Genomic DNA, 24,905 nt, shown 5'->3' with positions numbered 1-24,905 from the left:
GGCCGATCGTGGCGTTGTGGCCCCGCGCGTAAGAGTGGCGGAGTCAGCGGGAGAGGCGGGTTTTACGTGTACGTGTCGGTGCGTGACCGGCCCGGGAACTCTGCGGACGGGCGCGCCGGACGGGTGGCCACGACCGTCGTGCTGCTCGGTGTGGTCAGCCTCTTCACCGACATCTCGTCCGAGATGGTGGTCGCGGTCCTGCCGCTCTACCTCACCGCCGAGGTCGGGCTCGGCTATCTGGCGTACGGCTTCGTCGACGGCCTCTACCAGGGAGTCAGCGCGGCGGTACGGATCGGTGGCGGGTACGCCGCCGACCGTGGCGGGCGCCCCAAGTGGATCGCGGTCGCCGGCTACGGACTCTCCGCCGTCAGCCGGATCGCCATGCTGGCCGTTCACGGCTTCGCCGCGGTGACCGCCGTGATCACCGCCGATCGGCTCGGCAAGGGCCTGCGGACCGCCCCACGCGACGCGATGATCGCCGCGTCGTCCGACCCGGCCATGCTCGGTCGCGCGTTCGGCGTGCACCGCACCCTCGACACGATCGGCGCCGTGCTCGGCCCGCTGATCGCCCTCGCGCTGCTGGCGCTGGTGCCCGGCAGCTACGACTCGGTGTTCGTCACCTCGTTCGCGTTCGCGATCGTCGGCTTCGCCGTGCTGCTGCTGTTCGTGCCCAACCTGCGCACCGGCGCGGCGAACGCCCGGGTCGGCTTCCGCCGGGTGGCCCGGGAAATCATGGGCGCGCGGCTGCGCCGGCCAATGGCGGCGGCCGCCCTGCTGGGGGTGCTGACCGTCGGCGACGGCTTCCTCTACCTGGCCGTTCAACAGCGGGACGACCTGACCGCCGCGCTCTTCCCGCTGTTGTACGTGGGCACCAACCTCAGCTACCTGGCGCTGGCCCTGCCGCTGGGCCGCCTGGCCGACCGGGTGGGCCGGGCCCGGGTGTTCGTTTTCGGGCACGTGGCGCTGCTCGGGGCGTACCTGGCCGCCGGCGGTCAATTCGGCGGCGTCGTCCCGACGGTGCTCGTGCTGCTGCTGCTCGGCGTCTACTACGCGGCCACCGACGGCGTGCTGCCGGCCCTGGTCAGCCGGCTGGTCAGTGATGAGGCACGCGGCACCGGGATCGCGGCGGCCCAGACGGTCGTCGCGCTGGCCCGGTTCACCTCCGCGATCATGTTCGGCAGCCTGTGGGTGCTGATCGGCCGGGGTGAGGCCCTGCTGGTCGTCGGCGGCCTGCTGATCTGCGCGCTGCCGATCGCCTGGCTGCTGCTGCGCGGCACGGAGACTCGGAGGGTGACGACGTGAGCGTCCGGGTCCGGCTGGCTCTGCTGGCGGTGGTGGTGCTGATGGTCCTGGTCGGGGCCGGCGGCTACGTGCTGCGGGTGCAGCAGCGGCAGGCGGCCGCGGTGGAGTCGGCCACGGCCGCGCCGGCCGCCGACCTGGCGAGCGTGGTGGCCGGACGGCACCTGGTCTTCCGCAACACCGTCCTGGGCGGCGGCTACGGCCGGCTCGCGGTGGTGCCGCTGGCCGCGCCGGGCGGGCCGCGGGCGCTCACCGGGGTGTCCTGCGAGCGGGTGTACGCCGCACGGCGCAGCGCGGTCTGCCTGTCCGCCCGCCGGGGCCTGTCGAACACGTACAAGGCCGAGGTGCTGGGCCCGGACTGGACGCCCACCGGAAACCTGCCGCTGACCGGGCTGCCGAGCCGGGTCCGGATGTCGCGGGACGCCGCGCTGTCGGTCACGACGACCTTCGTCTACGGCGACTCGTACGCCGCTCCCGGCCAGTTCTCCACCCGGACCGTGGTCACCCGGGTCGCCGAGAACGACTCGATCGACCTGGAGAAGTTCCAGCTCTTCGTCGACGGGAAGCGGATCACCGCGGCCGACCGCAACTTCTGGGGCGTGACCTTCGCCGACCACGACAGGTTCTACGCGACCGCCGCCACCGGCGGGCGGACCTGGCTGGTCCAAGGCAGCATCGCCGGCCGGCGGATGGACTCGCTGCGCGGCGACGTCGAGTGCCCGTCGCTGTCGCCGGACGGGACCCGGATCGCCTTCAAGAAGCACGGCGACCTGCCGGCCGGCCAGTGGCGGCTGGCGGTCCACGACCTGCGCACCGGCGCCGAGACCGTGCTGGCCGAGACCCGCAGCGTCGACGACCAGGCCGAGTGGCTCGACGACGGCACCGTTCTCTACGGACTGCCGCGCACCAGCGACGCGGGGGCGGCCACCAGCGACATCTGGGCGGTGCCGGCCGACGGATCGGGAGCGCCGCGCGTGCTGGTGCCGGACGCCTGGTCACCGGCCGTGGTGCGCTAGCCCTTCTTCACCGCGATGATCGACTTTGTCAGGCCGGCCAGCCGCTCGTTCAGGATGTGCGAATCCGGGAAGTAGTAGCGCATCTGCGTCCGGTCGATCAGCTCGGTCCAGAGGACGCCGTCGAGGGCGTCCTTCACGCCGGCGGAGCGTACGTGCGCCAGCGGCCATCTCTGGGCGAGCGTCGCCCGCGCCCGCACCGGCAGGAACTGCATGCCGGGCGCGACCCAGTGCGGCTCGAGCGGGAAGTAGCGGTACGGGGTCTGGACCCAGTGCGCGCCCGCCAGCTTGTGTACGTTCTCCGCGAACCGCATCCGGCGCTCGTGGCCGCCGACGTGTTCCAGCACGGAGTTGGAGAACACCAGGTCGTACCGGCGGGAGGCGATGGCCGTGGGCAGGTCGCAGGCGTCCGCGTAGTCGGTCTCGATCCAGTCCGGTACGTCGGAGTCGAGCGGCTCGATGTTGAGGACGTGCACGTGCTTCGGGTGGACCGGCGACTGCATCCAGGTGTGCGGTACGCCGCCCAGGTCCACCACCGTCATCTGATCGAGGTCGGGGAACGAGCGGGTGAACCACGCCCAGCGCTCGGCGCGCCGGCGCGCGCTCCACGAGTCGTCCTCACCGACGAGGCGCGTACGGATCGAATTCCAGCCCATTGCTCACGACTCCCTCTGCGGCCCGACCGGGTCTGAGCAAAGTAGACCGGACGTGCACGTGCGGCTCTGTCGTCTTTTCGACAAGAATCTCGGCCGGACCGTCCATAGGCCATCGACGCACGGTGCGGCAGCCTACGTGGATGCGCACTGTGGACAGGGGGCGGCGCTGGATCGTCGCGGCGGTTGCCGTGCTGGTCGCCGCGACCGCCGGAACCGCGATCGTGCTGACCTCCGGCGACCGGGACGGTGACGGTACGGCCGCCGTGTCCGATCCCTCGCAGCCGGCGGCCCCGTCGCCCGCACCCGACAGCCCCTCCGGAACGCCCACCCCGTCACCCAGTGCCGTCACGAGTCTGGGACCGGCCACCGCGACCTCGGCCAAGCCATCGGCCAAGGCCTCGGCGAAACGCAAGGCCACTCCGGCGAAGGCGAGCTTCCCCGGAGCCGGCAACACCGGAGTGCCCGCCGGCGTGAAGCTCAAGCCGATGACCGGCGAGCTGATCGTGAAGAAGGCCGGCACCGTGATCGACGGCATCGACCTGGTCGGCCGGCTCTCGGTGCAGGCCGACAACGTGACCGTCCGGCGCTCCCGGATCACCGCGCCGCCGGACCTGCCGAACAAGGGCCGGGACGAGTTCACCGTGATCCAGCAGTCCACGTCCGCCAAGGGCCTGCGGATGGAGGACTGCGAGATCGACGGTTCCCAGATCGTCTACCGCGCCATCATGGCCTTCAGCGGCCTGCACGTCTCCCGATGCGAGCTGCGCAACGTCGGCCACGGCGTCGAGGTCGGCGAGAACTACACGGTCGAGGACAGCTGGATCCACTCGACGACCGACGGCCCGGACGACGACTGGCACGTCGACGGGATCATCAGCGGGGTCGGCAAGAACGGACTGATCCGTCACAACACCATCGTGCTCACCGGTGGTAGTCTCACCGGCGCGGTGAGTATCGGCAGCTCCCTTGGCGCGATCGACAACGTGGTGATCCGCGACAACCTGCTCGCCGGTGGCAACTACTGCGTCTACATCGAGGATCAGGAACACCCGGCCACCCGCATCCAAGTGATCGACAACTGGTTCTCCACCATGGAGAACCCCAAGGTCGGCGTGTACGGCATCTGGTATCAAAGCGACCTCCCCAAGGACCTCGTCCGGCGCGGCAACCGCGTCCTGGAGACCGGTGTGCCCGCCGACGACGAGCCGGACTGGGGCTGAGAAGGGTCACCATGGGAATCACCATCGCCACGACCACCGGCGAACTCGACGCCCTGGCCGCGAGATGGGACGCCTTCGCGGTGTCCAGCCCGCACGCGAGCCGCCCGTTGTTCTCCCTCGTGCTGCACACCCTGGGCGACCGGGGCCGGCCCCACGTCCTGTTCATCGAGGAGGCGGGCCGCGACCCGATCCTCGTGGTGGCCCGGGTGGAACGCCGCCCGTTCCGGGTCAAGGCCGGCTACCGGACGCTGCTGTCCGCCCGGGCCCGGTGGCTGGTCGTCGTCGCCGGTGGCGTCGTGGGCGCCGAGTCGGCGGAGGACCACCGCCGGGTCCTGCGCGCGCTGAGCGCCTGCCTGCGCCGTGGCGACGCGGACATCCTCCAGCTGTCCAAGGTGCCGCTGGACAGCCCGCTGCACCGGGCCGCGGCTCAGGCGTCCCGCTCGGCACCGCAGAAACACCACCTGTCGGACCTGAGCGAGGGCTTCGACGCGCTGGTGGCCCGCAAGTCGAAGCGCACCCGGTTGCGGGTCCGCAAACGGCTGCAGCGACTCGGTGACGCCGGGGCGAAACTGGCCGTCCGGCGGGTGGGTGCCGACGACGAGGAAGCGGACGTGGTGCGGATCCTCGACGCGATCACGTCGCACAGCTACCAGCGGGGCATCGGGGTCGGGTTCGCCGACGACGACCTGCACCGCGCGTTCATCCGGTGGGCGATCGCCGGGGACCCGTACCGGATCTGGTTGTTGTCCATCGACGGCACGCCGGTCGCCCACCTGAGCGGGCTGCTGCACGCCCGGACCTTCCATCTGTTCGACACCGCCTTCGACGGTGCGCACGCCGAGGACGAACCGGGCTCGATCCTGCTGACCCGGGTGCTCCAGGAGCTCGCCGACGATCCGCAGGTCGACGCCTTCGACTACGGCTACGGCGACGCGCTCTACAAGCAGCAGATGAGCGACGAGTCCTGGGACGAGACCGACCTGCTCTTCTTCGCCGCCCGGCCACGGGCGCTGACGTTGAAACTGCTCAACGCCGGCGCGGCCGCGATGGCCGCACTCGGCAAGCGGGTCCTCGGCGGTGAGCGCGTCGCCGCCCTGCGCCGGCGCGAGCGGGCCCAGGCCGCGAACCCGGCGGGGCGCGCGTGACGGCACAGCTCGAGGGCACCCGCGAAGACCTCATCGTCTACCTCGCCACCGGCTGGTGGGACGGTCCGGCCGGCACCGACCGGCAACTGGCCACCGCTCTGGGGCGATACGGCCCGGTTTTCTACGTCGACCCGCCGATCTCGGCGCTGACCCGATTCCTGAAGCCCGATCTGAGCGGGGTGGCCGCGGCGCCACGGCTGCGGGTGCACTCGCCACGCCTGGTGCAGCTGGTCACCCGGGTCACCCCCGGCATGACCCGCCCGGTACTGCGGCACCTGCGCGCGCCCCTCGTCCACCGCGCGGTGCGGTCGGCGGTGCGCGAGCTCTACGGTCCGGCGGGCCCGGTCGCGGCGGTCGTCTCCAGCCGTGTCGACGAGAGCTGGCCACGCCTGGCCGCCCGGCACCGGTTGCTGTACGTCACCGACGACCTCGTGGCCGGCGCGGAGCTGCTGGGCCTGCCGCGGGACCGGCTGATCCGGCTGGAGAACGCGGCACTCGCGCGTGCCGGCACGCTCGCGGTCGTCTCGCCGGGACTGCGTGACCGGTACGCGGCCGCCGGCCACTCCGCCGTGCTCCTGCCGAACGGCTGCTCCCCGGAGTTCTACGCGGATGTGGACGACGCGCCCCCGCCGGCCGGGGCGTCGCTGCCGGGCCCGGTGGCCGGGTTCGCCGGTCACATCAACGACCGGATCGACATCTCGCTGCTGGAGGCGGTCGCCGACACGGGGTGCTCGCTGCTGATCGTCGGGCCGCTCTCGCACGGTTACCGGGACGCCCGCTTCACGGCGCTGACCGGGCGTCCCAACGTCTGCTGGGTGGGCCAGCAGCCGTACGAGCAGATGCCGTCCTACCTGCGGCTGATCGACGTGGGGCTGACGCCGTACGCGGACAACCCGTTCAACCGGGCCAGCTTCCCGCTCAAGACCCTGGAATACCTGGCCGCCGGGCGGGCGGTCGTGGCCTCCCGGCTGCCCGCGCACGTCTGGCTCGACACCGATCTGATCACGCTGGCCGACGGGCCGGCGGACTTCGCCGCCGCGGTCACCGCCGCCCTCGCTCAGCCGCGGACGCCGGAGATCGTACGGCGGCGCCGCGCCTTCGCCGAGCAGCACAGCTGGGACGTCCGGGCCCGGCGGATGGCCGAACTGCTGGGGCTGGTCAGCCGAACCACCGTGGCGTAGACGTACGCACCTGCCGTGCGGGATGGGTGAAGCGCCACACCGCACCGCACAGGCCGATCATCAGGCCGAGTACCACCGTGTACGTCGAGTAGGCGAAACAGTCGAAGGTGTACGCGATGAAGATCGCGATCACCTGCACGGAGACCAGGGACAGGCAGAAGTGCCGGTCGGCCGGATTGGTGGCCCGGCGGAACGCGATCGCCGCCACCACCAGCGCGATGATGTGCAACGCGGCCTGGGCCAGGATGCCGGCCACCCCGTTCTCGAGCGCGGTCCGCAGCCACTGGTTGTCGAGGTACTGATACATCGGGGGCACCCAGGTGCCGGTACCCCGCCCCAGCCACGGCCGCTCGGAGAAGTAGTGGCCCACCATCGCGTAGCGCTCGGTCCGCGAGGTGATGCTGGGATCGTCACTGGCGTCCGCGAAGAGATTGATCAGCGTGCGGCCGATGCCGGGGGAGATCGCCGAGACCATGCCGAACAGGCCCAGCCCGAGCACCAGGATGTTGTAGCGCCGGCGCCAGGCCCAGAGCGGCATCAGCATCAGGATGCCGATCGCCATCGCCAGGATCCCCGAGCGCGAGATCGTCTCCAGGATGCCGAAGGTGATCATCACGGCCGCGAACGTGTACGCGCGCCGCTCGCGCTGCGACGGCGTGTACATCGCGAAATGCAGGGCGATCGGCCAGACCAGCCCGAGCGTGCCGCACAGCTCCAGGTAGTGCGTGGTGGTCGCCGCGACGCGCAGGCCGCCGCCGCGCTCCTGGAGGCCGATCAGCTCCCCGGTCTGCAGACCGGGAAGCTTCAGGTAGCTGACCGGGTCGACCGGCATCACCTGTTGCAGCAGGCCCACGAAAGACATGTAGACGCAGCACCAGATCAGGACCTTGAGCACCACCCGGACCCGGTCCCAGTTCGACAAGCCGTCGGCGGCGAGCAGGATGGCGCCGAAGAAGGCGGCGGCACCCAGCAGCAGCCGGTCGGCCGCGTTCGCCTCCATCGCGGTCAGGCCGCGCTCGTACCCGACCGCGTAGGAGATCAGCAGGGAGAGGAAGAAGATCAGCACCGCCCAGCGGACCGGCTGCGGACCGGGCATGATCAGCCGCGGGTGGAACCGGGAGGCGGCCCACCAGGCGAACATCAGGACGCAGAGGACGCTGGCGGGACGGCCGATGTCGGCGCTCGTACCGGGCAGGATGGCCAGCGAGGGCAGGATCGTCAGCAGGAGGATCATCAGGCTGAAGACGATCGCCGCGTCGAGTCCGCCCACCCGCCGGCGGGTGGCGTAGATCTGCCGTCCAGCGTCCGCCGGCTCGAAGTCGACGGGGTGGACGGCGGGTGCGCTCAACGCCGGTTGCCGCCGTTGTCGCTCACCGAGGTGCGCGGCATCGGCAGCACGATTGTCGCGTCGCCCGTCGTCTCCGGCGAGACGGGTGCCCCGCTGGTGGGCAGCTGGATGCGGACCGTCTCAGTGCCGTGGTCGTTGACCGGGGCCGCGGGGGAGGAGTTGTACAGATTCGCGGGCTTCTCGGCGACCGGGACGGTCGTCGCCGTGTCCACGCCCGGCTCAGAGGGCCGGCGCTTGCGGCGCCGCAGCAGGGCGTCGATCCCGATCGTCACCGCGGCGGTGATGAGGATCCCGGTGCCGAAGACCGCGATGATGGCGCGCTTGACCTTCCCGCCCGGCCGCTCGAGGTTCTCACCCAGGTCGAGCCGCTTGACGGTGATCATGTCCTGCGGGCGCACCTTGTACTGAGCCTGGAGCAGCCGCGTCGTCTCCTGGTACCGCTTGATGACGGCGTTCGTGGTGCCGACCGCCTGCTCCTTGGTCTTGCCGACCACCTCGATCGTCGCACCGGCCACCGGGTCACCCGAGGTGATCTTGAGGTTGGTGCTGAACCCGTCCTTCTCGAGTCGCTTGAGGAAGGTGTGGTCGACCGTGGCGTAGTTCGACGACTGGCTCATCGCCTCCAGGCCGAGCTGGTTCCACGGGTTGACCGGGTACTTACGGGCCTCTTCCTCGGTGAGTGACGTCTGCGATGGGATCAATTGGACGTACGACGTCAGGACGTAGTCGGCCTCGATGGCGGTGGCCGTGTAGTAGGTACCGGCGAACGTCAGCAACAACAGGGGAAGCGTCAGGTACCAGCGCCGGACCATCACCTTGGTGGCGTCCCAGAAATCCACAGATGTCTCTCCTCCACCGGCCGATCCCCGCGGCCGTCCCCATGGTTCTCGCTCGCGGACACGCAGCCGAAGACGTCATGTTGCTGGCGAGTAGGAACGCTACGGCGCCCCTCACCTCTCTACCATCCGCTGGAAGGCTTGAGATCCCAACGATCGACGGGCCCCAATCACGAACGTGTCGGCAAACCGACCGTAGCGGCCGGATTCGGCCTGCGAGAGCACCGGATCCCGGACCTTCCAAATTAGAATCCTGGCGGGCCGATCGACGACGGGCAGGGGCTCATGGGTGGCGCTGGACTGAACATTCTGGTTTATCCGCACGACATGGCGATGGGCGGCAGCCAGCTCAACGCGATCGAGCTGGCCGCCGCCGTTCGCGACCTGGGGCACACCGTGACGATCGTCGGCGACGACGGCGAGCTGGTGCGGATGGTCCGGGACCTGGGACTGCGGCACGTCCCCGTGCCGGCACGCCGGCGGCGGCCGTCGCCGGCCGTCGCCCGCATGCTGCGACGCATGATCCGCGACGAGAGCGTCGACATCGTTCATGGGTACGAGTGGCCGCCCGGCCTGGAAGCGGCAGCCGCGACGTTCCCCCGGGGCCGCTCCGCCGCCGTGTGCACGGTGATGTCGATGGCGGTCGCACCGTTCCTGCCCCGTGGCCTCCCGTTGATCGTCGGGACCAGGGCGCTGCAGGAGCAGGCCGCGGCGGACCGGAACGGACCGGTGCACCTGATCGAGCCGCCGGTGGACGTCGAGACCAACTCTCCCGGCCACCCCGTGGCGGAGTTCCGGGCACAGTTCGACCTGCGCGACGATCACCCCGCCGGGCCGGTCGTCGACATCGTGGTGATCTGCCGCCTGGTGCCCGAGCTCAAGCTCGAGGGCGTCCTCACCGCCATCGACGTGGTCGGTGAGCTGGCCCGGGACCTGCCGGTGCGCCTCGTCGTGGTCGGCGACGGCACGGCCCGCGACACCGTGGAGGAGCGTGCCGCCAAGGCCAACGCGCGGGCCGGCCGCCGGGCGATCGTGCTCACCGGGCAGCTGTACGACCCGCGCGCCGCGTACGCCGCCGCGGACATCATGCTCGGCATGGGCGGTTCCGCCCTGCGGTCGCTGGCGTTCGCGCGACCGCTGGTCGTGCAGGGCGAACAGGGCTTCTGGAAACTGCTCACGCCGGAGAGCTGCGACCTGTTCCTGCGGCAGGGGTGGTACGGCGTCGCCGACGATCCCGCCGCCGGCCACGAGCGCCTCATCGCGATCCTGCGTGAGCTGGTCGCCGATCCCGGGCAGCGGGCCGCCCTCGGCGACTACGGCCGGAAGCTGGCCGTCGAGCGGTTCAGCCTGCAGCGGGCGGCCCTGGTGCAGGAGCGGATCTACCGTGAGGCGCTGGCCGCCGACCGGCACTCCCTGCCCGCCCAGGCCGGTGACGGGCTGCGGTCGGCCGCCGGCGTGGCCGCGCACAAGGTGCGGCAGCGATACCGGTCCGTCCGCGGTACGCGCAAGGCCGACGACTTCAACGCGGTCACCCTGGCCCGGACCGTGCTGGAAAAGCCCGGTAACTGATCAGGTCAGGGCCGGGCTGCTCTCGCCGGCCGCCTCAGTCGAGCGCAGCGAGCGGATCGTGCCCCGCATCCGGTACAGCACCACCACCAGCGCCACCCCGGCGGCCAGACCGGCCACCAGCGCGGCGACCAGGTCGGAGGCGATGAGCCGGGTGGCGACCACCGAGACGGCGGCGACGCCGAGCGCCGCCAGCGCCGGAGCTGCGAGCTGCCGCGCCACGGAGCCGGCCGGGACGCCGGTGCGCGCCAGCTCGTACAGGTAGATCGGCGCCACCACCAGCGCCGCCACCGCGAAGGCGGCGGCCGCCGCGCCGTCCGCGCCGCCGAGCCGGGCACCCGCGTACAGCGCCGGGGTCAGGGCGGCGAACCAGATGACCTGGACGGTGAAGACGACCCGGGTGTGTGCCAGCACGACGAAGTAGTCGTACACCAGCTCGAAGAGGATGCGCAGCGCGGCCAGCAGGCCCAGCCAGACCAGCACCGCGGCGGCCGGCTGCCAGGGCGCGCCGTAGACCAGGCCGATGACCGGGCCGGCGGCGGCGGACAGCACCACGCAGGCGGGCAGCGTGATGGCCGCCAGCAGGCCACCGGAGGACAGGAAGGCGGCGCGCATGGTCGGCGGATCGCCCTGCAGGCGGGCCAGCAGCGCGGGCGCGACCGCGCGTACCGGCATGGCGAACATGGTGGCCGGCCAGTTCGAGAGGTTGGCGGCCAGGACGTAGTAGCCCAGCGGAACCGGGCCCAGGACCGCCCCGACGATGATCTTGTCGACGTTCGTGACGGCGAATACCACGATGCTCGACCCGGCCAGCGGCAGGCCGAACTTCAGCAGTGCGCGGGCCTTCACCAGGTCGAACCCGAAGCGCAGCGACCGTGGTGCGAACGCGATGAACAGCACCGCGCCCACGATCGAGCCGGTGAGCTGGCCGATCGCGAGGCTCATCGCGCCGGCGCCGGAGAGGGCGAAACCGATCGAGGTCAGCGAGCTGGTCCAGCTGCTGACCTGATCGGCGATCATCTTGCGGTCCTGGCGGAAGTCGCGCTGGAGTATGGCCACGGGTGTCGCCGCCAGACCGCTGACGATCACGCTGAGGCCGAGCACCCGCACCACCGGGGTGGCCGACGGCTCGCCCATGGCCGCCGAGAAAGCGGGTGCGCCGAAATAGCAGGCCGCGAAGATCAGGGTGCTGGAGAGCACCGAGATCGTCGCGACGGTCGGGGCGATCTCCCGGGGATCACCTGGCCACCGGACGATGGCCAGGCTCACCCCGAGCTCGTTGAAGCTGAGCACCGCGAGCAGGGCGACGGTCGCGACCGCGAAGGTGCCGAACTCGTGGGGGCCGAGGATCCGGGCGAGCACGATGCCGATGGCAAGCGTGCTCAGCCTGGACAGCGCGGTGCTGGCGAAGCTCCAGCCCAGCGCCCGGCCGGCGCGGGAGAACAGCGAACCGTCCTCCCTGACCCCGAGCCTCAACGAATGACTCCTCTCAGTTGGCGGGTGTGAACACGACGTCGACCCAGTAGTTGTGGTTCACCCGGTTGGCCGGGAAGCCACCGCCGTAGAGGTAGGAGCCGCCGCCGGCCACCGACCGCAGCGGACCGCTGACGACCGGCGCGGCCAGGCCGTTCGACTGGACCGCGTAGTGCCCGCTCGGCGCCCGGTAGGACACCACGTACTCGGTGTTCGCCGTGATCGACACCGGGGTGTCGAACAGCATCGTCTGCCAGCCCGACCCGGTCTCGCCGACGAAGGTGCCGGTGGTGATCGGCGCACCGGTCGACGACCACAGGGTGGCCGTGTGCGGGCCGGTGTTGTCGACACCCTTGTAGAAGCGGACACCGTTGACCTGACCCGGCACGTCGGACGTGAAGCGCAGGCCCAGCTCGACGTTGCCCGAGTCGTTCCAGTTCGGGTTCGCCGGGACGGTGGTCGGCGGGAACAGCGTGAGCGCACCCTCCGGAACCTGCGGCTGCGGCTGCGGCGCGGCGGCCACGAACAGCGGATCCACCCAGTAGTTGGTGTTCGACCACGAGCTCGTCGGGAACTCGTCCCCGCCGTACCGGTAGACGCCGTTGCCGCCGCCCGGCGCGCTCAGCGGGCCGTTCGTCCAGGTGCTGTTGAAGAACCCGTTCGTCACCGCATAGTTGCCGCGCGGCGCGAAGTACGACGCCACATAGGTCGTACCCGCCGTCACGGTCACCGGGTTGGCGAAGTACACGCTCTGCCAGCCGGACGAGGACTCGGCCACGAACGTCGCCTGCTCCAGCCGGCCGCCGGTCGACGACCAGAGGCTGCCGGTGTGCGTACCCCCGTTGCCGGTGCCCTTGTAGAACCGGATGCCGATCACCTTGCCGTTGCTGCTCGGGGTGAACCGCACGCCGAGCGTGATCGCTCCGGAATCCTTGACCGCGGGACTGGCCGGGACGTCGGTCGCCGCGAACAGCCGGCTGATCGTGGTCGAGCCGGGATCGGTGGTGAACGACCAGGTCGCCGGCGCCGCTGTCGGGTTACCGTTCGGATCCGACGCGCTGACCTGGGCGTTGTACTTCTGACCGGCCGCGAGCGGCGCCGTCGGCACGAACGTCGCGGTCCTGGTCACCGAGTCGTACGAGGTCGTACCGGCCACCGCGGCACCACCGTCGGCGGTCACCGTGAACTGGACGGTCGACGGGTTGATCGGCTTGCTGAACGTGGCCGTCGGATGCGCCGAGGTGGGCGTGTAGGACGCGTTCGGCGTCGGGGACACCGTGGTGATGGTAGGCGCGGTCAGGGCCGACGATTCGAACAGCACGTCCACGTAGTAGTTGCTCGCCCGGTACGACTTGACCGGGAACTCACCGGGGTCGCCGAACACCCCGTTGCCGCCGGAATCCTGATGGCGTGCCGCGGTGAGCGGCGGCGCCTGCCACGGCTGGAAGGCGAACGCCCACTGGTCGGCCGAGAAGCGCCCGTTCGGCGCGGTGTACGACGCGACATAGGTGTTACCGCCGACCACCGGGACCGGCAGTGTGAAGTTCAGCGTCTGCCAGCCGCTCGCCGTCTCCTCGCTGAACGTTCCGCTGGCCAGCAGGTCGCCATCGACCGACCACAGCGACCCGTCGTGCTGGCCGGTGTTGCCGGTGCTCTTGTAGAAGCGCACGCCCCGGACGAAGCCGTCGGTCTGCGGGACGAACTTGACGCCCAGCTCGGTGGCGTCCGAGTCGCTTGTCGCCGGGGTGGCCGGCACCCGGCTGCCGAACAGGGTGGACGAGCCGGTCAGCGGGATCGAGCGGGTGGTCGCCGCGCCGATGTTCGCGCTGTCGTCGATGGCCCGCGCCTTGATCGCCGCCGTGCCGTCCCCGGACAGGTAACCCGTGTACGACCAGCTGGTGGTGCCGTTGGCCGGGTGCCACGTGGTGCCGCCGTCGAGCGACACCTCGACGCCGGCGACCACGCCACCGCTGTCGGCCGCCGTCCCGGACACAGTGATCTTCGCGCCGTTGGCGGCCGAGGAACCCGCCGCGGGTGAGGTGACGGTCGTCGTCGGCCCGGTGATGTCGGTCGACGCCGAGGCCTGGAACAACGTGCTCATCCGGGTGGCCGGCTGCACCCGCATGTCGGCCATCAGGTTCACGAAGGCCTGCTGCATCCGCTTGTCCGGCGGGTCGACCTCGTCGAACGAGGTGTCGTGGTGCTCGTCGAGACCCCACGCGTACTGGATGGTGCCGGCGCCGAAGACCAGCGCGCCGCTGGGCGCCTTGTAGAGGGTCATGTGGTGGGTGGTGGTGCCCTCCTCGACCGTCTTGCCGAAGTCGACCAGGTACTGCGGCACCGCGCCGGTGGTCTCCGACAGCCGGATCAGGCCGGCCGGCCGGAACCCGTTGTCCAGGTCCTCGTCGGACTCGTACCCGATGGTGTGCGGCGCCAGCGTCGCCTTAGTGCCGCTCGGCAGCTCGGCGACCGTGGTGTCCCGCCAGAACCGGTTCTTGCCGTGTGCCGCCGGGACCTCCATCGACAGGTCGACCTCGTTGGCCTGGAACAGCGTGCCGGTCAGCTGGTTCTCCGGGCGGCCGCCGTTGGACGGCGGGCTGAACCGGGGGTCACGCCAGGTGCCGGTCCACTCGGACGTCGGGTCGCTCTTGGCCGCGTCCCAGGTCTCCTTGTAGCAGACCAGCGTGCGGTGGCCGGTGTCGGTGCCGTCCTTGCTGTTCTCCCACCGGGTCTTCCAGTAGACCTCGTTGCCGCTGAAGAAGGCGAGGCTGACCCCGCTGTCGCGGGCGGCCTCCACGGCCGCGCGCTGAGGGCCGGACCAGTACTCGTCGTGACCGACGGAGAGGAACACCTTGTGGTTGGCGAGCAGCCCGCCTCGGCGGTCGGCGTCGACATCGGTGGTGTACGTGACGTCGTACCCGTTGCGCTCCAGGAAGCGGATCGTCGGGTACTCGGTGCTGAACAGGAAGTCCCGGCCGCCGACCGCGCCGCGGGTGGCGAACGGGCGGTTGTAGCTGATCTTGGTGGCCCGGCCCTGCGGCCCGGTGTAGAAGCTGGGACCGCCGTACGTGTTGTACGCCTGCCAGGTCGCGTCCGACGTCTTGAAGATGATGTCCGAGGTGCTGGCGTCGTCGCGTACCACGAAGGTGATGTGGCTGGACGGTTTCAGCGAGTCGGTGCGCTTGAGCACCGCGAGGTAGACGCCGGAGACAGCGGTCGCCGGCACCGCCCAGTCGGCGGTCTGCGCCCAGGTGCCGCAGTCGTAGATCTGGGTCACCTCGTCGGTGACGCAAGCGGTCTCCTGGTTCTGGGCCGGGAAGGTCCCGAGCGGGGTGACCTTCCGGGCGCCGTCGCCGCCGTAATAGCCGAGCCGGTAGATGTCGATGGTGAAGGCGTGCTCGGCGCGCACCTTGAAGCGGACCGTCGCACCGGCGTTGACGCTCATGTCGGTGGCGAAACCCTGCACCGTGTCGTCACCCGCGCCGTTGATCTCCCAGTCGTCGGACGGCGCGCCGTCCTTGGCGTTCTCGCACACCACCGGGTTGGGCGAGCACTCGGCGGCCGAGGCCGAGGAGGAGAGCATCCCGATCAGGCAGGCGGCGACCAGCGCGGCGGTCGTGGCCGCGGCGACGGAGCCGCGTAGTGGGCCGGAGCCGAGAAATGTGTGAATCATCTATGTGCCAGCCTGTTCACCGAAAGCGGACGACCCTCCGCTGAGGGAGGGTCGATGGTGGGGCGGGTGGGGGCTTCCGTCCACAGACGACCATATGACCGCAGTGCGGGAGGCGGAGTCCACCGATAGGCCCATAGCCGACCACGTCCGTCTATCCCAGAGCGGCCGCAAGTGCCTCCGCCACCTGGGCCTGCTGGCCCGGTGTGATCTGCGGATAGATGGGCAGCGACAGCAGCTCCGGCGCGGCCGCCTCGGCGTTCGGGAACGACCCGCCCAGGTGACCGAAAGCGCCGGTGCGGTGCACCGGGACCGGGTAGTGAATCGCCGCGCCGACGCCGGCGGCGTTCAACCGGGACAGCACCTCGTCGCGGCGCGGCACCCGGACGCAGTAGATGTGCCACACGTGCTCGTTCCCGTCCAGGGTCACCGGCAGCACCACGTCCAGACCGGCGAGCAACTCGTCGTAGCGGGCGGCCGCGGCACGGCGCCGCGCGTTCCAGTCGGCCAGCCGGGCCAGCTTGGCGCGCAGCACGACCGCCTGGAGGCCGTCGAGGCGGCTGTTCACGCCGATCAGGTCGTGGGTGTACCGCTTCAGGCCGCCGTGACTGCCCAGCGTCCGGACCGTGGTCGCCCACTCCGGTGACGCGGTGACGACGGCGCCGGCGTCACCGTACGCGCCGAGGTTCTTGCCCGGGTAGAAGCTGGTGGCGGCGATGCCGCCGGCACCGGCGCCGGAACCGTGCCGGGTGGCGCCCTGGCACTGGGCGGCGTCCTCCACGATCGCCACGTCCCGGCCGGCCAGGCCGGCGCGCAGCCGCTCGACCGGCGCGAGCTGGCCGTACAGGTGCACCGGCGCGATCGCCCGGGTGGCCGGCGTGACGGCCGCGAGGGCAGCCTCGACATCGATCAGATAGGTACGCGGATCGCAGTCCACCAGCACGACCGTCCCGCCCGCGCGCGCCACCGCCTCGGCCGTCGCGATGAACGTGTTGGCCGGCAGGATCACCTCGGCACCGGGGCCGACGCCGACCGCGCGGAGGGCGAGTTCCAGGGCGTCGGTGCCGTTCGCCACGCCGACACAGTGCGGCAGCCCGGAGAACTCGGCGTACTCCTGCTCGAACGCGGCCACCTCGGCGCCACCGACGAACGCCGTCGTTGCGATGATCCGCTTGAAACCGGCCTCGACCTCCTCGGCCACCTCGGCGTGGGCGGCCGCCAGGTCGACGAGCGGAATCCTGTTCATGGTGTGACAGCTCCTGCCGGGTCGGAGGTGCGGGCGGCCAGCCGGTCCTCGAGGCCGGCGATCCTGGCCAGGAGGTCCGAGGTGCGCAGGCCGAGGGTCTGCTTGACGGAACGGATCACGTCGGCGGCGGGCGCCGGCCCGTCGCCGTCGAGTCGTACGGTGTGCAGCCGCAGGACGCCGTCGCCGGTGAGCACGTCGACCCAGCCCTCGGCGGCCGACCGGCCGACCGGCCGGCCCGGGACCCGGCCCTCGAACCGCGGTGCGTCCGAGCGTGCCTCGGCGCGATGCACCAGCAGCCGGCGCAAACCCAGGTACGTGTAGGCGGCCGGAAACGGCGGAGCGAGCGCCCGGACCAGGCGATCCACGCTCACCGCCGAGCCGGTCCAGTCGATCTCCCCGTCCTCCGGCAGCCGCGTGCAGCCGTAGCTCGCCGCACTCTCGTCCTGCGGCGTGCCGGTGTCACCGCCGAGCCGCCGGCGGATCGCGTCGCCGAGATGCCGCCGTTGCAGCTCGTTGAGCTGTTCGTAGAGGGTCGACACGGTATCGGCCGGTCCGATCGGCACGCTGCCGGTGAAGAGCAGGCCGCCGGCGTCGAGCTCGGGCACCAGGCAGTGGATGGCGATGTGGGCGTCCGGTTCCCCGTTGATGATCGCCCAGTTGACCGTGGCCCGGCCCCGGTAGCGGGGGAGCGGGGCGTAGTGCACGTTGACGAACGGGCGGCCGGCCAGCAGGTCCGGCGGCAGGATCCGGTCGTACGAGGACACCACCACCGCGTCCGGCCGTACCCGCTCGACGACCTGCCGCAGCGACGCGACCGACGTGTCGCCGACCACCGGCACGCCGTGCCGGGCGGCCAGCGCGGTCGCCTCGTCCTCCCCGGCCCGCAGCAGCGCCGCCACCTCGAAACCGTCCAGCAGGCCGGCGAGCGCGGTGGCCGTGGTGGGACCCACCCCGACCAGAACCACGCGGGGCAGCTCAGTCGAGCTCATCCACGAACCCCAGATCGGCGGCGGTCCGCTCGGCGGCCGGCCGCAGTAGCACCTCCGCCACTTTCAGGCCGCCGGTCTGCAGGCGGACGATCGGGTCCGGGCCGACCGCCGAGGGCAGTACACCCATGTGCCCGGCACCCGGGGCGGAGGCCGGCCAGACCGGCAGACCCCGCCCGGCGAGTCCGTCCCGGTCCAGATCGCCCCAGTACTGCCCGACGAGGCACCCCGGCCAGCGAGCGGCCAGCTCGTCCATCTCGGCGCCGCCGAGGACCGGAGCGCCGGTCGGCCGCATGGACACGAGCAGCGCGTCCGGCGCCGGACGCCGGAGCAGCTCGGCCAGCGAAGCCGCCACGGTCACCCGGGCGCCGACGCCGGTGAGCCCGCGCTTGATGAAATCGCGGAACGGGTTGTCGCAGAGCAGGGCGATCCGGCTGCGATAGGCCGGCACACCGGCGTCGAGCAGCAGCTTGACCGCCATCAGCCCGAGGTAGGAGAAGACGTCGACCGCCGGGTGCCGCTCGTTGGTGCCGGCCACCGCGATCCCGCGTTTACGCAGCGCCGGCAGGTCGAGATCGGAGCGGCCGGCCTCGGCCTCCCAGGCCTCGAACATCAGCGGTACGACTGCGTCCGGCTTCAACAGGTCGATCATCGCCTGGTCGATCGGGCGGACGTGGCCGCTGTTGGTCACCACGTCGGCGCGGGCGAAGTCCTGCGGGCGCCGCTCGGTGGTGACGGTGATCCGCCCGGCCACCCCGGCCGACTCGGCGAGCGCCAGTGTCTGCCGGCGCACCTCGGCGGCCGTGCCGTACCGGGTGTCGCGGGTCAGTGCGATCACCTCGGCCGCGCCGCCCAGCGCCGCCAGCACCGGCGTGACCACGTACGGCCCGGTCGCCGCCTCGGTCAGCACGACCGCACCGGACAGATCGAGCCGGGTCTCCTCGACCGAGCGGCGCATCAGCCGCAGCAGCCGGCCCGGGGACAGTCCGGGGGGTACCGCCGTCATGCGAGACCGCGCAGGACGCCGGCGATGTGCTCCTGGTCCTCGCCGGTGAGCTTGTGGTGCAGCGGCAGGATCAGCGAGTCGCGGGTGATCCGTTCGGTGACCGGCAGGGGTCCCGGCGTCACGTCCGCGTACGCCGGCTCCAGGTGTGCCGCCATGATCCCGCGCCGCGCGGAGATGCCCTGTTCCGCGAGGGAAACGAGCACCTCGTCCCGGCTGACCGGGAAGCCGTCCAGCAGCACCCAGAACGACTGGTAGTTGGTCTGCCCGTAGGCCGGATCCCGCACCGGGACCAGACCGTCGACATCGGCCAGCAGCGAGTGGTAGCGGGCGGCCAGCTCGCGGCGCTGGGCGACCATCCCGGGCAGCCGGCCGAGCTGCACAAGTCCGACGGCCGCCTGGATGTCGGTCATCCGGTAGTTGAAAGCGGTCTCCAGGTACGCCTCCAGCACGGGCTGCTTGCTGGCATGCCGGTCGGCGGCGGACACGTTCATCCCGTGCTCCCGGAGCCGCCGCAGGCGAGCCGCAGAGGAGGCGTCGTCCACGGTGACCATGCCGCCCTCACCGGTGGTGAGCAGCTTGCGCGGGTGGAACGACCACGCCGCCACCCGGGCGCCGGTGCCGGCCGGCTGGCCGTACACCGTGGAACCTGCCGCGCAGGCGGCGTCCTCGACCAGCGCGACCCCCCACCCGTCGGCCGCCTTACGCAGCGCGGCCGTGTCGAACGGCACGCCGCCCTGGTGCACCGCGATGACCGCCCGGGTCCGCGGGGTGCGCACCGCGTCGACGGTCTCCACCGTGACGTTGCCGGTGGCCAGGTCCACGTCGGCGAAGATCGGCGTCGCGCCCACGTAGCGGACCGCGTTGGCGGTGGCGATGAACGACAGCGACGGCACGATCACCTCGTCGCCGGGCTCGATGTCCAGCAGTACGAGCGACAGATGCAGCCCGGTCGTGCAGGACGACACCGCGACACCGTGGCCGGAGCCGACCGCCGCCGCGAACTCCTGCTCGAAGCGGGCCACCCGGGGTCCCTGGGCGACCCATCCGGAGCGGATCGCCTCGGCCGCGGCCTGCGCCTCTTCCTCCCCGAGCTGGGGGATCATGACCGGGATCATCGCGACGACCGCCACCAGTCGACCAGGCCCTGCAGGCCCTCGGTGAGGCTGAGCTCGGCCCGGAAGCCGAGCTTGTCCCAGGCGGCGTCGGTGCTGGCCAGGCGGCGCGTGACACCGTTGACCGCGCGGGCCGGCCCGTGCTCCGGCGCCAGGTCGGACTTCATCACGGCGCTGAGCGCGGCGGCCAGCTCCGCCAGGCTGGTCTCGGTGCCGCTGGCGATGTTGAACACCTCGTCGGTGACGTCGGCGCGGGCGGCCAGGATATTGGCCCGGGCGATGTCGGCGACGTGCACGAAGTCCATGGTCTGCAGGCCGTCGCCGAGGATCAGCGGGGGAGAGCCCGACTCGATCCGCTCCATCCAGCGGATCAGCACCTCGGTGTAGAGGCCGTGGATGTCCATCCGCGGGCCGTACACGTTGAAGTAGCGCAGGGCCACGTAGTCCAGGCCCTTCATGGCGTGGAAGCTGCGCAGCATCGCCTCGTTGAACGCCTTCGCCGCGCCGTAGAACGTGTCGTTGTTGTACGGATGGTGCCGCTCGGTGGTCGGGAACTCCTCGGCCAGCCCGTAGACCGACGCCGACGACGACGCCACCAGCTTCTTGACGCCCGCCTCCGCGGCCGCCTCGATCACGTTGAACGTGCCGTCCACCAGAACCTCGTTGGCCAGCCGCGGCTCCTCCGCGCACTGCGTGATCCGGATCGCGGCCAGGTGGAAGACCAGGTCCTGCCCGGCGGTCAGCTCACGGAGGAGCGCCTGGTCCCGGATGTCCCCGTCGACGAGCCGCACGGCCGTGCCGGACGAGAGGGCCCCGGCCAGGTTCTCCCGGCGGCCCCGGACGAAGTTGTCCAGAACGACGATCTCGGCGGCCCCGCCGCGGACCAGCTCGTCGACGACGTGCGAACCGATGGTGCCCGCCCCGCCGGTGACGAGGGCGCGCGCGCCCTCGATCTGTACCCCAGTCACGCTGTGTGCCTCTCGTCGATCTTGATCATTGCTCCGCCGTCGGCCAGGCTCCGGGTGGCCGCTTGCAGGATCTCCAGGACACGCAGCCCGGCGCGGCCGTCGGTGAGGGCGGGCGTGCCGGTCGTGATCGCCCGCGCGTACTCCTCCACCATGGTCCGCAGCGCCTCCCGCTCGGGGAGCGCCGGCGCCACCATGTCGCCGGAGCGGTACGACACCAGGATGTCCCGCCGCTGCTCGTCACCGAGCTCCTCCGGTGACGCCACGTCCACACCCCGGTCGTAGAGCGACAGCCGCTGGCTCGGATTGAGGTCGTCCCACACCAGGGTCCGCTTCGACCCGCCGAAGATCGCCGTGCGGATCTTCACCGGGGACAGCCAGTTCACATGGATGTGGGCGATCGCGCCGTTGCTCAGCTGCAACGTCAGGTACGCCACGCAGGCCCGCCCGGCGCCGATGCCGTCCGCACCGTGCGCCGCGACGGCGACCGGGCGTACCGCCGGCGGCAGCACGAAGTCCAGGATCGACAGGTCGTGGGGTGCCAGATCCCAGACCACGTCGATGTCGCGCTGGACCAGGCCCAGGTTGATCCGTACCGAATCGAGGAAGTGCAGCTCGCCCAGCTCACCGGCGTGCAGCAGCTCGCGCACGCGCAGCACCGCCGGGGTGTAGCAGTAGGTGTGGTCGCACATCAGCGTCAGCCCGCGCCGCTCGGCCTCCTCGACGAGCCGCAGCCCCTCGGTGTAGGTCGCGGCGAGCGGCTTCTCGACCAGCACGTGTTTGCCGGCGCGCAACGCGGCCATCGCCACCGGCAGATGCGTGCCGGCCGGGGTGGCGATCGCGACGGCGTGCACGTCCGGATCGGCGAGGACCTCGTCGAGGTCGGCGGAGACCCGGACCGTCGAATACCCGCCGAGAACCCGCTGGGCCCGCTCGACGTCGAGGTCACAGAGCCAGTGCAGGCGGAACGCGGTGCTGCCCTGGAAGTTGCGGACGAGATTGGGGCCCCAGTAACCGGCCCCGACTACGGCCACACCGATCGCGGGTGCGGAGAGTGGAGGAGTCACGGACATCCGTTTCGGTCGGCAAGCATGGATACAACGTGGACGGTGCCGTTGGGGAAGCTATCGACTCCGCTCGGTACACCGCCAGATCACTGACGGAATTCAGGCGGAGCCGCAGCGAAGGCCGATACCTTCGGCCATCGTGGACACGCCGCTCGGCCCCGGGCCGCGTCAACCATCGGCCATTTTGGATCCCGGCGTCGGCTTCCCGACATCCGCGAGCGGCTCTCCCGACTACCCTGGCCCGGTCCGCCGCCCGCCCCCTCGCTCGCTCGCTCGCCAAGGGATGCCACATGACAGAGCCGACCCGCGACGGCGTGACCGTCGCCCCGACCGCCGACGTCGACGATCGGGCCGTGATCGGCGCCGGCAGCCGGATCTGGCACCTCGCTCAGATCCGCGAGAACGCCACCCTGGGCCGCGACTGCAACATCGGCCGAGGCGCCTACGTCGGCCCCGGCGTCACCCTCGGTGACAACTGCAAGCTGCAGAACCACGCCCTCGTCTACGAGCCGGCCCGCCTCGCCGACGGCGTCTTCATCGGCCCCGCCGCAGTGCTCACCAACGACGAATACCCGCGAGCCATCACCCCCGACGGCCGCCTCAAGACCGGCGCCGACTGGACCCCGGTAGGCGTCACCATCGGCGCGGGCGCCGCCATCGGCGCCCGCGCCGTCTGCGTAGCCCCGGTCACCATCGGCCGCTGGGCCCTGGTCGGCTCCGGCGCGGTGGTCACCAAGGACGTCCCCGACTTCGCCCTGGTCGTCGGCGTGCCGGCCCGCCGGGTCGGCTGGGCCGGCCGCGCCGGCCGCCCCCTGACCTCAAAAGGCGGCGGCCTCTGGGTCTGCCCCGAGACCGGCGCCGAATACACCGAGTCAAACGGCACACTCTCCGAAAACTAGAGAGCCTTCGCGGTCAGGGTCCTTTTCTCGGCCCAACGTGAGTGTTGTCTCGAGGCCGTTGAGACAGCATTGAGCTTGGGCCGAGACCTTCGCTTACCGCTCACACCCCTTCGAGGTACGTGTAATCGGCGTCCCGCCGAAGCCGACCCGTCCCCGCCCTCCGACGCGAGCCGGGCTTGCCCTCCCGGCCCCAGCGCGCCCGCCGGGAAACACCGTCCCGTCCCGCCCCGCCGAGCCCGTGCCGCCGGGCGCGTCCTGCCGGGCTCGCGCCGCCGGAAGCGTTCCGCCGGGCGTGTGCCGAGCCAGATGTGCCGCACCAGGTCGTCCCGCCAACGACGGCCGGCGCCCGCCGGCCGTAGCTCACGCACCTCACCGCGCCTCATAGCGTGCGTGGGCGACGGCTCGCCTCTGCTGGCCGTAGCCCGCGCACCTCACCGCATCCCATAACGTGCGTGGGCGACGGCTCGCGCCCGCCGGCCGTAGCCTGCGGACCTCACGGCGCTCTATAGCGTTCAAGCGCCAGGCCGGACCCGCTGGGCTGCGGCCTGTGGCGGGTTAACATCGCCGCGCCCTTTCACGTGCGGCCGGGCTCGGCGGGCTGGCGCCCAGCCGCCCTTATGGCGGTGCCCGGCTGAAGCGTCTCGGGTTCGCCGGCGGGATGGTGTTTCCCGGCGGGCGCGCTGGGGCCGGGCGGGGAAGCCTGGCTCGCGGTGGGAGAGCGGGGACGGGTCGGCTTCGGCGGCGACGGCGGTTACGCGTACCCCGGAGAAGCGTGACCGGTAGGCAGAGACCGCTCGTCAGCGGGAGGTTTGCCGGTTGCTGCGCATGGCGCGAGTCCGGGTGACCGGCGTGCCGTCGGGGGCGTGGCCGGCGGCCAGCTGGGCGTAGGCGGCGGAGCCGACGGCGACCAGGGCGGTCCGGCCGGCGCCGTCGCAGTGGATGCCCCAGCCGTATCGTTTGCCGAGGTCGCTGGAGCGCAGGCAGGGCTGGCCCTTGGCGAAGAACTCGTCGCGCGCGGCCGCGCGGGCGGCCTGCGGCAGGCCGCGCCGGTCGGCCCAGACGGTGAAGATCACGTCGTCGGAGGTGTGCTGGTAGGGCGCCTCGGCGATCATCCGGAAGGTGAGCTCGGCGATGCTGGCCGTGGCCCGCTGCGGGGGAACGGTGGCGCTCGATGCCGGGCAGTCCTCCGCTACCTGGATGAACGTGTTCACGTAGTTGGTGCTGTGCATGCCCGCCATCCTGGCCGCGGTGCCACCGCGGGTCTTGGAGATTCGCGACACGGGCTGGCAACCTGGCCTCATGGCTAGCACGTCGCGGCTGCTGGGCCGGGCCGACCGGTCGGGTGTTCTGCATCCGGACAACCTGGCGCGCTACGCGGCGACCCTCCACGAGGCTGACGAAACGGTCGGCGCGGTGGTCGACCATTTCTGGACGGTGACGTGGAATCTGCCCGCCGGGCAGCGGATCCAGCAGCGGGTGATCACCGATCCGGCGGTGACGCTCACGGTCGAGACCGGTCACGTGCCCGCCGAACTCGTTGTCACCGGCGTGCACCAGCACGCGTGGGCGCGGGAGATCGCCGGATCGGGTGGCGCGTTCGCGATCCGGTTGCGGCCGGCCGGGCTCGCCGTCGTCAGCGATCTGGCTCCGGCCGCGATCGCCGACCGGACGGTTCCGGTCGTTCCCGAGCTGGACGTCCGGCTGTACGCGCTGATGCGTTCGGTCGCTGACGTACCGGACGTGGTCTCCCGGATCGACCGGGCCACGATGATCATCGCGGCGATGGTGACCGAACGCCCGCTGACGGCGAGACAGTCGCTCGCGAACGACGTGGTGGCGGCGATCCACCGGGGTGAGCCGCTGCCGGCCGGACCGTCGGCGCGGACCGTGCAGCGCGCCCTGCGCGAGACGATCGGGCACGGGCCGGCCTGGGTGCGGCGGTGGGTACGGCTGCAGGAGGTGGCCCGGCAGTTCGCGGTCGACGGCGAGGCGGGTGCGGCGGACATAGCGGCCCGGCTCGGCTACGCCGACCAGTCGCATCTGGTGAACGACTTCCGCTCGGCGGTCGGTATGACGCCCGGCGGCTATCTCAAATCTCTGAAACCGGCGGCTTTGTTGACTCACCAGTAACCCATAATCTGCCTGCTCTACCGCGAACAGGCTGGTCACCGCGTTCTCGGCTGAGCGCCATCCACTACAGTCGGATCGGTTGTCGTC

The 24,905-nt window shown here is 71.4% G+C and carries 20 protein-coding genes; 8 read left to right on the top strand and 12 right to left on the bottom strand.

What is annotated here, in order from left to right; translation table 11 throughout:
- Nucleotides 1-123: 123 nt before the first annotated feature.
- Both I4J89_RS21020 and I4J89_RS21015 read left to right on the top strand, forming a co-directional pair.
- Nucleotides 124-1,302: an MFS transporter gene (locus I4J89_RS21020; protein WP_309238400.1), complete on the top strand. Its 1,179-nt coding sequence runs from the start codon at nt 124-126 to the stop codon at nt 1,300-1,302.
- Nucleotides 1,299-2,315: a TolB family protein gene (locus I4J89_RS21015; protein ID WP_196415701.1), complete on the top strand. Its 1,017-nt coding sequence runs from the start codon at nt 1,299-1,301 to the stop codon at nt 2,313-2,315. The genes I4J89_RS21020 and I4J89_RS21015 overlap by 4 nt, the downstream gene beginning before the upstream one ends.
- On the opposite strand, the gene I4J89_RS21010 is transcribed toward I4J89_RS21015, so the two are convergent.
- Nucleotides 2,312-2,968, bottom strand: a complete 657-nt coding sequence (locus tag I4J89_RS21010) for a class I SAM-dependent methyltransferase (protein WP_196415700.1) — start codon at nt 2,966-2,968, stop codon at nt 2,312-2,314. The two genes, I4J89_RS21015 and I4J89_RS21010, sit on opposite strands and share 4 nt — an antisense overlap.
- 140 nt (nt 2,969-3,108) lie before the next feature.
- Here I4J89_RS21010 and I4J89_RS21005 point away from each other — a divergent pair, with 140 nt between their 5' ends.
- Genes I4J89_RS21005 through I4J89_RS20995 form a run of 3 tightly spaced genes read left to right on the top strand, consistent with a single transcriptional unit; the run spans nt 3,109 to nt 6,514 of the window.
- Nucleotides 3,109-4,188, top strand: coding sequence for a right-handed parallel beta-helix repeat-containing protein (locus I4J89_RS21005; RefSeq protein WP_196415699.1), 1,080 nt, complete (start codon nt 3,109-3,111; stop codon nt 4,186-4,188).
- An 11-nt stretch (nt 4,189-4,199) separates the two neighbouring features.
- Complete coding sequence (locus I4J89_RS21000; RefSeq protein WP_196415698.1) at nt 4,200-5,333, top strand: GNAT family N-acetyltransferase; 1,134 nt, start codon at nt 4,200-4,202, stop codon at nt 5,331-5,333.
- Entirely contained in the window at nt 5,330-6,514 is a 1,185-nt protein-coding gene (locus I4J89_RS20995; protein ID WP_196415697.1) for a glycosyltransferase, read from the top strand. The genes I4J89_RS21000 and I4J89_RS20995 overlap by 4 nt, the downstream gene beginning before the upstream one ends.
- Here the strand turns inward: I4J89_RS20995 and I4J89_RS20990 are convergent.
- The gene (locus tag I4J89_RS20990; RefSeq protein WP_196415696.1) at nt 6,492-7,862 is read right to left on the bottom strand and encodes an O-antigen ligase family protein; all 1,371 of its coding nucleotides are present in this window, start codon (nt 7,860-7,862) and stop codon (nt 6,492-6,494) included. The two genes, I4J89_RS20995 and I4J89_RS20990, sit on opposite strands and share 23 nt — an antisense overlap.
- Nucleotides 7,859-8,701, bottom strand: coding sequence for a hypothetical protein (locus I4J89_RS20985; protein ID WP_196415695.1), 843 nt, complete (start codon nt 8,699-8,701; stop codon nt 7,859-7,861). The genes I4J89_RS20990 and I4J89_RS20985 overlap by 4 nt, the downstream gene beginning before the upstream one ends.
- A 282-nt stretch (nt 8,702-8,983) precedes the next feature.
- On the opposite strand from I4J89_RS20985, the gene I4J89_RS20980 reads away from it, so the two are divergent.
- Nucleotides 8,984-10,267: a glycosyltransferase family 4 protein gene (locus I4J89_RS20980; RefSeq protein ID WP_230859307.1), complete on the top strand. Its 1,284-nt coding sequence runs from the start codon at nt 8,984-8,986 to the stop codon at nt 10,265-10,267.
- On the opposite strand, the gene I4J89_RS20975 is transcribed toward I4J89_RS20980, so the two are convergent.
- The 8 genes from I4J89_RS20975 to I4J89_RS20940 form a co-directional block, all read right to left on the bottom strand.
- On the bottom strand, nt 10,268-11,740 hold the full coding sequence (locus I4J89_RS20975; protein WP_196415694.1) for a lipopolysaccharide biosynthesis protein: 1,473 nt from the start codon (nt 11,738-11,740) through the stop codon (nt 10,268-10,270).
- A gap of 13 nt (nt 11,741-11,753) precedes the next feature.
- Entirely contained in the window at nt 11,754-15,410 is a 3,657-nt protein-coding gene (locus tag I4J89_RS20970; protein WP_196415693.1) for a DUF4082 domain-containing protein, read from the bottom strand.
- 151 nt (nt 15,411-15,561) lie between these two features.
- Nucleotides 15,562-16,653, bottom strand: a complete 1,092-nt coding sequence (locus I4J89_RS20965; protein ID WP_196415692.1) for a DegT/DnrJ/EryC1/StrS family aminotransferase — start codon at nt 16,651-16,653, stop codon at nt 15,562-15,564.
- A complete protein-coding gene (locus I4J89_RS20960) occupies nt 16,650-17,642 on the bottom strand; it encodes a methionyl-tRNA formyltransferase (protein ID WP_230859306.1) in 993 nt (330 codons plus the stop codon). Before I4J89_RS20960 ends, I4J89_RS20965 begins: the two co-directional genes overlap by 4 nt.
- Complete coding sequence (locus I4J89_RS20955) at nt 17,629-18,645, bottom strand: hypothetical protein (protein ID WP_196415691.1); 1,017 nt, start codon at nt 18,643-18,645, stop codon at nt 17,629-17,631. Before I4J89_RS20955 ends, I4J89_RS20960 begins: the two co-directional genes overlap by 14 nt.
- On the bottom strand, nt 18,642-19,748 hold the full coding sequence (locus I4J89_RS20950; protein ID WP_196415690.1) for a DegT/DnrJ/EryC1/StrS family aminotransferase: 1,107 nt from the start codon (nt 19,746-19,748) through the stop codon (nt 18,642-18,644). The genes I4J89_RS20955 and I4J89_RS20950 overlap by 4 nt, the downstream gene beginning before the upstream one ends.
- Nucleotides 19,749-19,756: 8 nt before the next feature.
- The gene (locus I4J89_RS20945) at nt 19,757-20,725 is read right to left on the bottom strand and encodes an NAD-dependent epimerase/dehydratase family protein (RefSeq protein ID WP_196415689.1); all 969 of its coding nucleotides are present in this window, start codon (nt 20,723-20,725) and stop codon (nt 19,757-19,759) included.
- The gene (locus I4J89_RS20940) at nt 20,722-21,789 is read right to left on the bottom strand and encodes a Gfo/Idh/MocA family protein (protein WP_309238399.1); all 1,068 of its coding nucleotides are present in this window, start codon (nt 21,787-21,789) and stop codon (nt 20,722-20,724) included. Before I4J89_RS20940 ends, I4J89_RS20945 begins: the two co-directional genes overlap by 4 nt.
- A 290-nt stretch (nt 21,790-22,079) precedes the next feature.
- On the opposite strand from I4J89_RS20940, the gene I4J89_RS20935 reads away from it, so the two are divergent.
- The gene (locus I4J89_RS20935; RefSeq protein ID WP_196415687.1) at nt 22,080-22,688 is read left to right on the top strand and encodes an acyltransferase; all 609 of its coding nucleotides are present in this window, start codon (nt 22,080-22,082) and stop codon (nt 22,686-22,688) included.
- A gap of 797 nt (nt 22,689-23,485) precedes the next feature.
- Here the strand turns inward: I4J89_RS20935 and I4J89_RS20930 are convergent.
- Entirely contained in the window at nt 23,486-23,917 is a 432-nt protein-coding gene (locus tag I4J89_RS20930; RefSeq protein ID WP_196415686.1) for a DUF6157 family protein, read from the bottom strand.
- 70 nt (nt 23,918-23,987) lie between these two features.
- On the opposite strand from I4J89_RS20930, the gene I4J89_RS20925 reads away from it, so the two are divergent.
- Nucleotides 23,988-24,818: an AraC family transcriptional regulator gene (locus tag I4J89_RS20925; protein ID WP_196415685.1), complete on the top strand. Its 831-nt coding sequence runs from the start codon at nt 23,988-23,990 to the stop codon at nt 24,816-24,818.
- Nucleotides 24,819-24,905: the final 87 nt, after the last annotated feature.

Source organism: Actinoplanes aureus (assembly GCF_015704865.1).
Taxonomy (GTDB): Bacteria; Actinomycetota; Actinomycetes; order Mycobacteriales; family Micromonosporaceae; genus Actinoplanes; species Actinoplanes aureus.
The sequence above is the reverse complement of the archived record's forward strand: the minus strand, read 5'-3'. Positions and strand labels throughout refer to the sequence as shown.

Bases quoted from the DNA above. Each gene is read 5' to 3' on its own strand.
- I4J89_RS20935 (WP_196415687.1), top strand. From the start codon at position 22,080: ATGACAGAGCCGACCCGCGACGGCGTGACCGTCGCCCCGACCGCCGAC.
- I4J89_RS20965 (WP_196415692.1), bottom strand. From the start codon at position 16,653: ATGAACAGGATTCCGCTCGTCGACCTGGCGGCCGCCCACGCCGAGGTG.
- I4J89_RS20925 (WP_196415685.1), top strand. From the start codon at position 23,988: ATGGCTAGCACGTCGCGGCTGCTGGGCCGGGCCGACCGGTCGGGTGTT.
- I4J89_RS20980 (WP_230859307.1), top strand. From the start codon at position 8,984: ATGGGTGGCGCTGGACTGAACATTCTGGTTTATCCGCACGACATGGCG.
- I4J89_RS21000 (WP_196415698.1), top strand. From the start codon at position 4,200: ATGGGAATCACCATCGCCACGACCACCGGCGAACTCGACGCCCTGGCC.
- I4J89_RS20970 (WP_196415693.1), bottom strand. From the start codon at position 15,410: ATGATTCACACATTTCTCGGCTCCGGCCCACTACGCGGCTCCGTCGCC.
- I4J89_RS20930 (WP_196415686.1), bottom strand. From the start codon at position 23,917: ATGCACAGCACCAACTACGTGAACACGTTCATCCAGGTAGCGGAGGAC.
- I4J89_RS20955 (WP_196415691.1), bottom strand. From the start codon at position 18,645: ATGACGGCGGTACCCCCCGGACTGTCCCCGGGCCGGCTGCTGCGGCTG.
- I4J89_RS21010 (WP_196415700.1), bottom strand. From the start codon at position 2,968: ATGGGCTGGAATTCGATCCGTACGCGCCTCGTCGGTGAGGACGACTCG.
- I4J89_RS20950 (WP_196415690.1), bottom strand. From the start codon at position 19,748: ATGATCCCCCAGCTCGGGGAGGAAGAGGCGCAGGCCGCGGCCGAGGCG.
- I4J89_RS20960 (WP_230859306.1), bottom strand. From the start codon at position 17,642: ATGAGCTCGACTGAGCTGCCCCGCGTGGTTCTGGTCGGGGTGGGTCCC.
- I4J89_RS21005 (WP_196415699.1), top strand. From the start codon at position 3,109: ATGCGCACTGTGGACAGGGGGCGGCGCTGGATCGTCGCGGCGGTTGCC.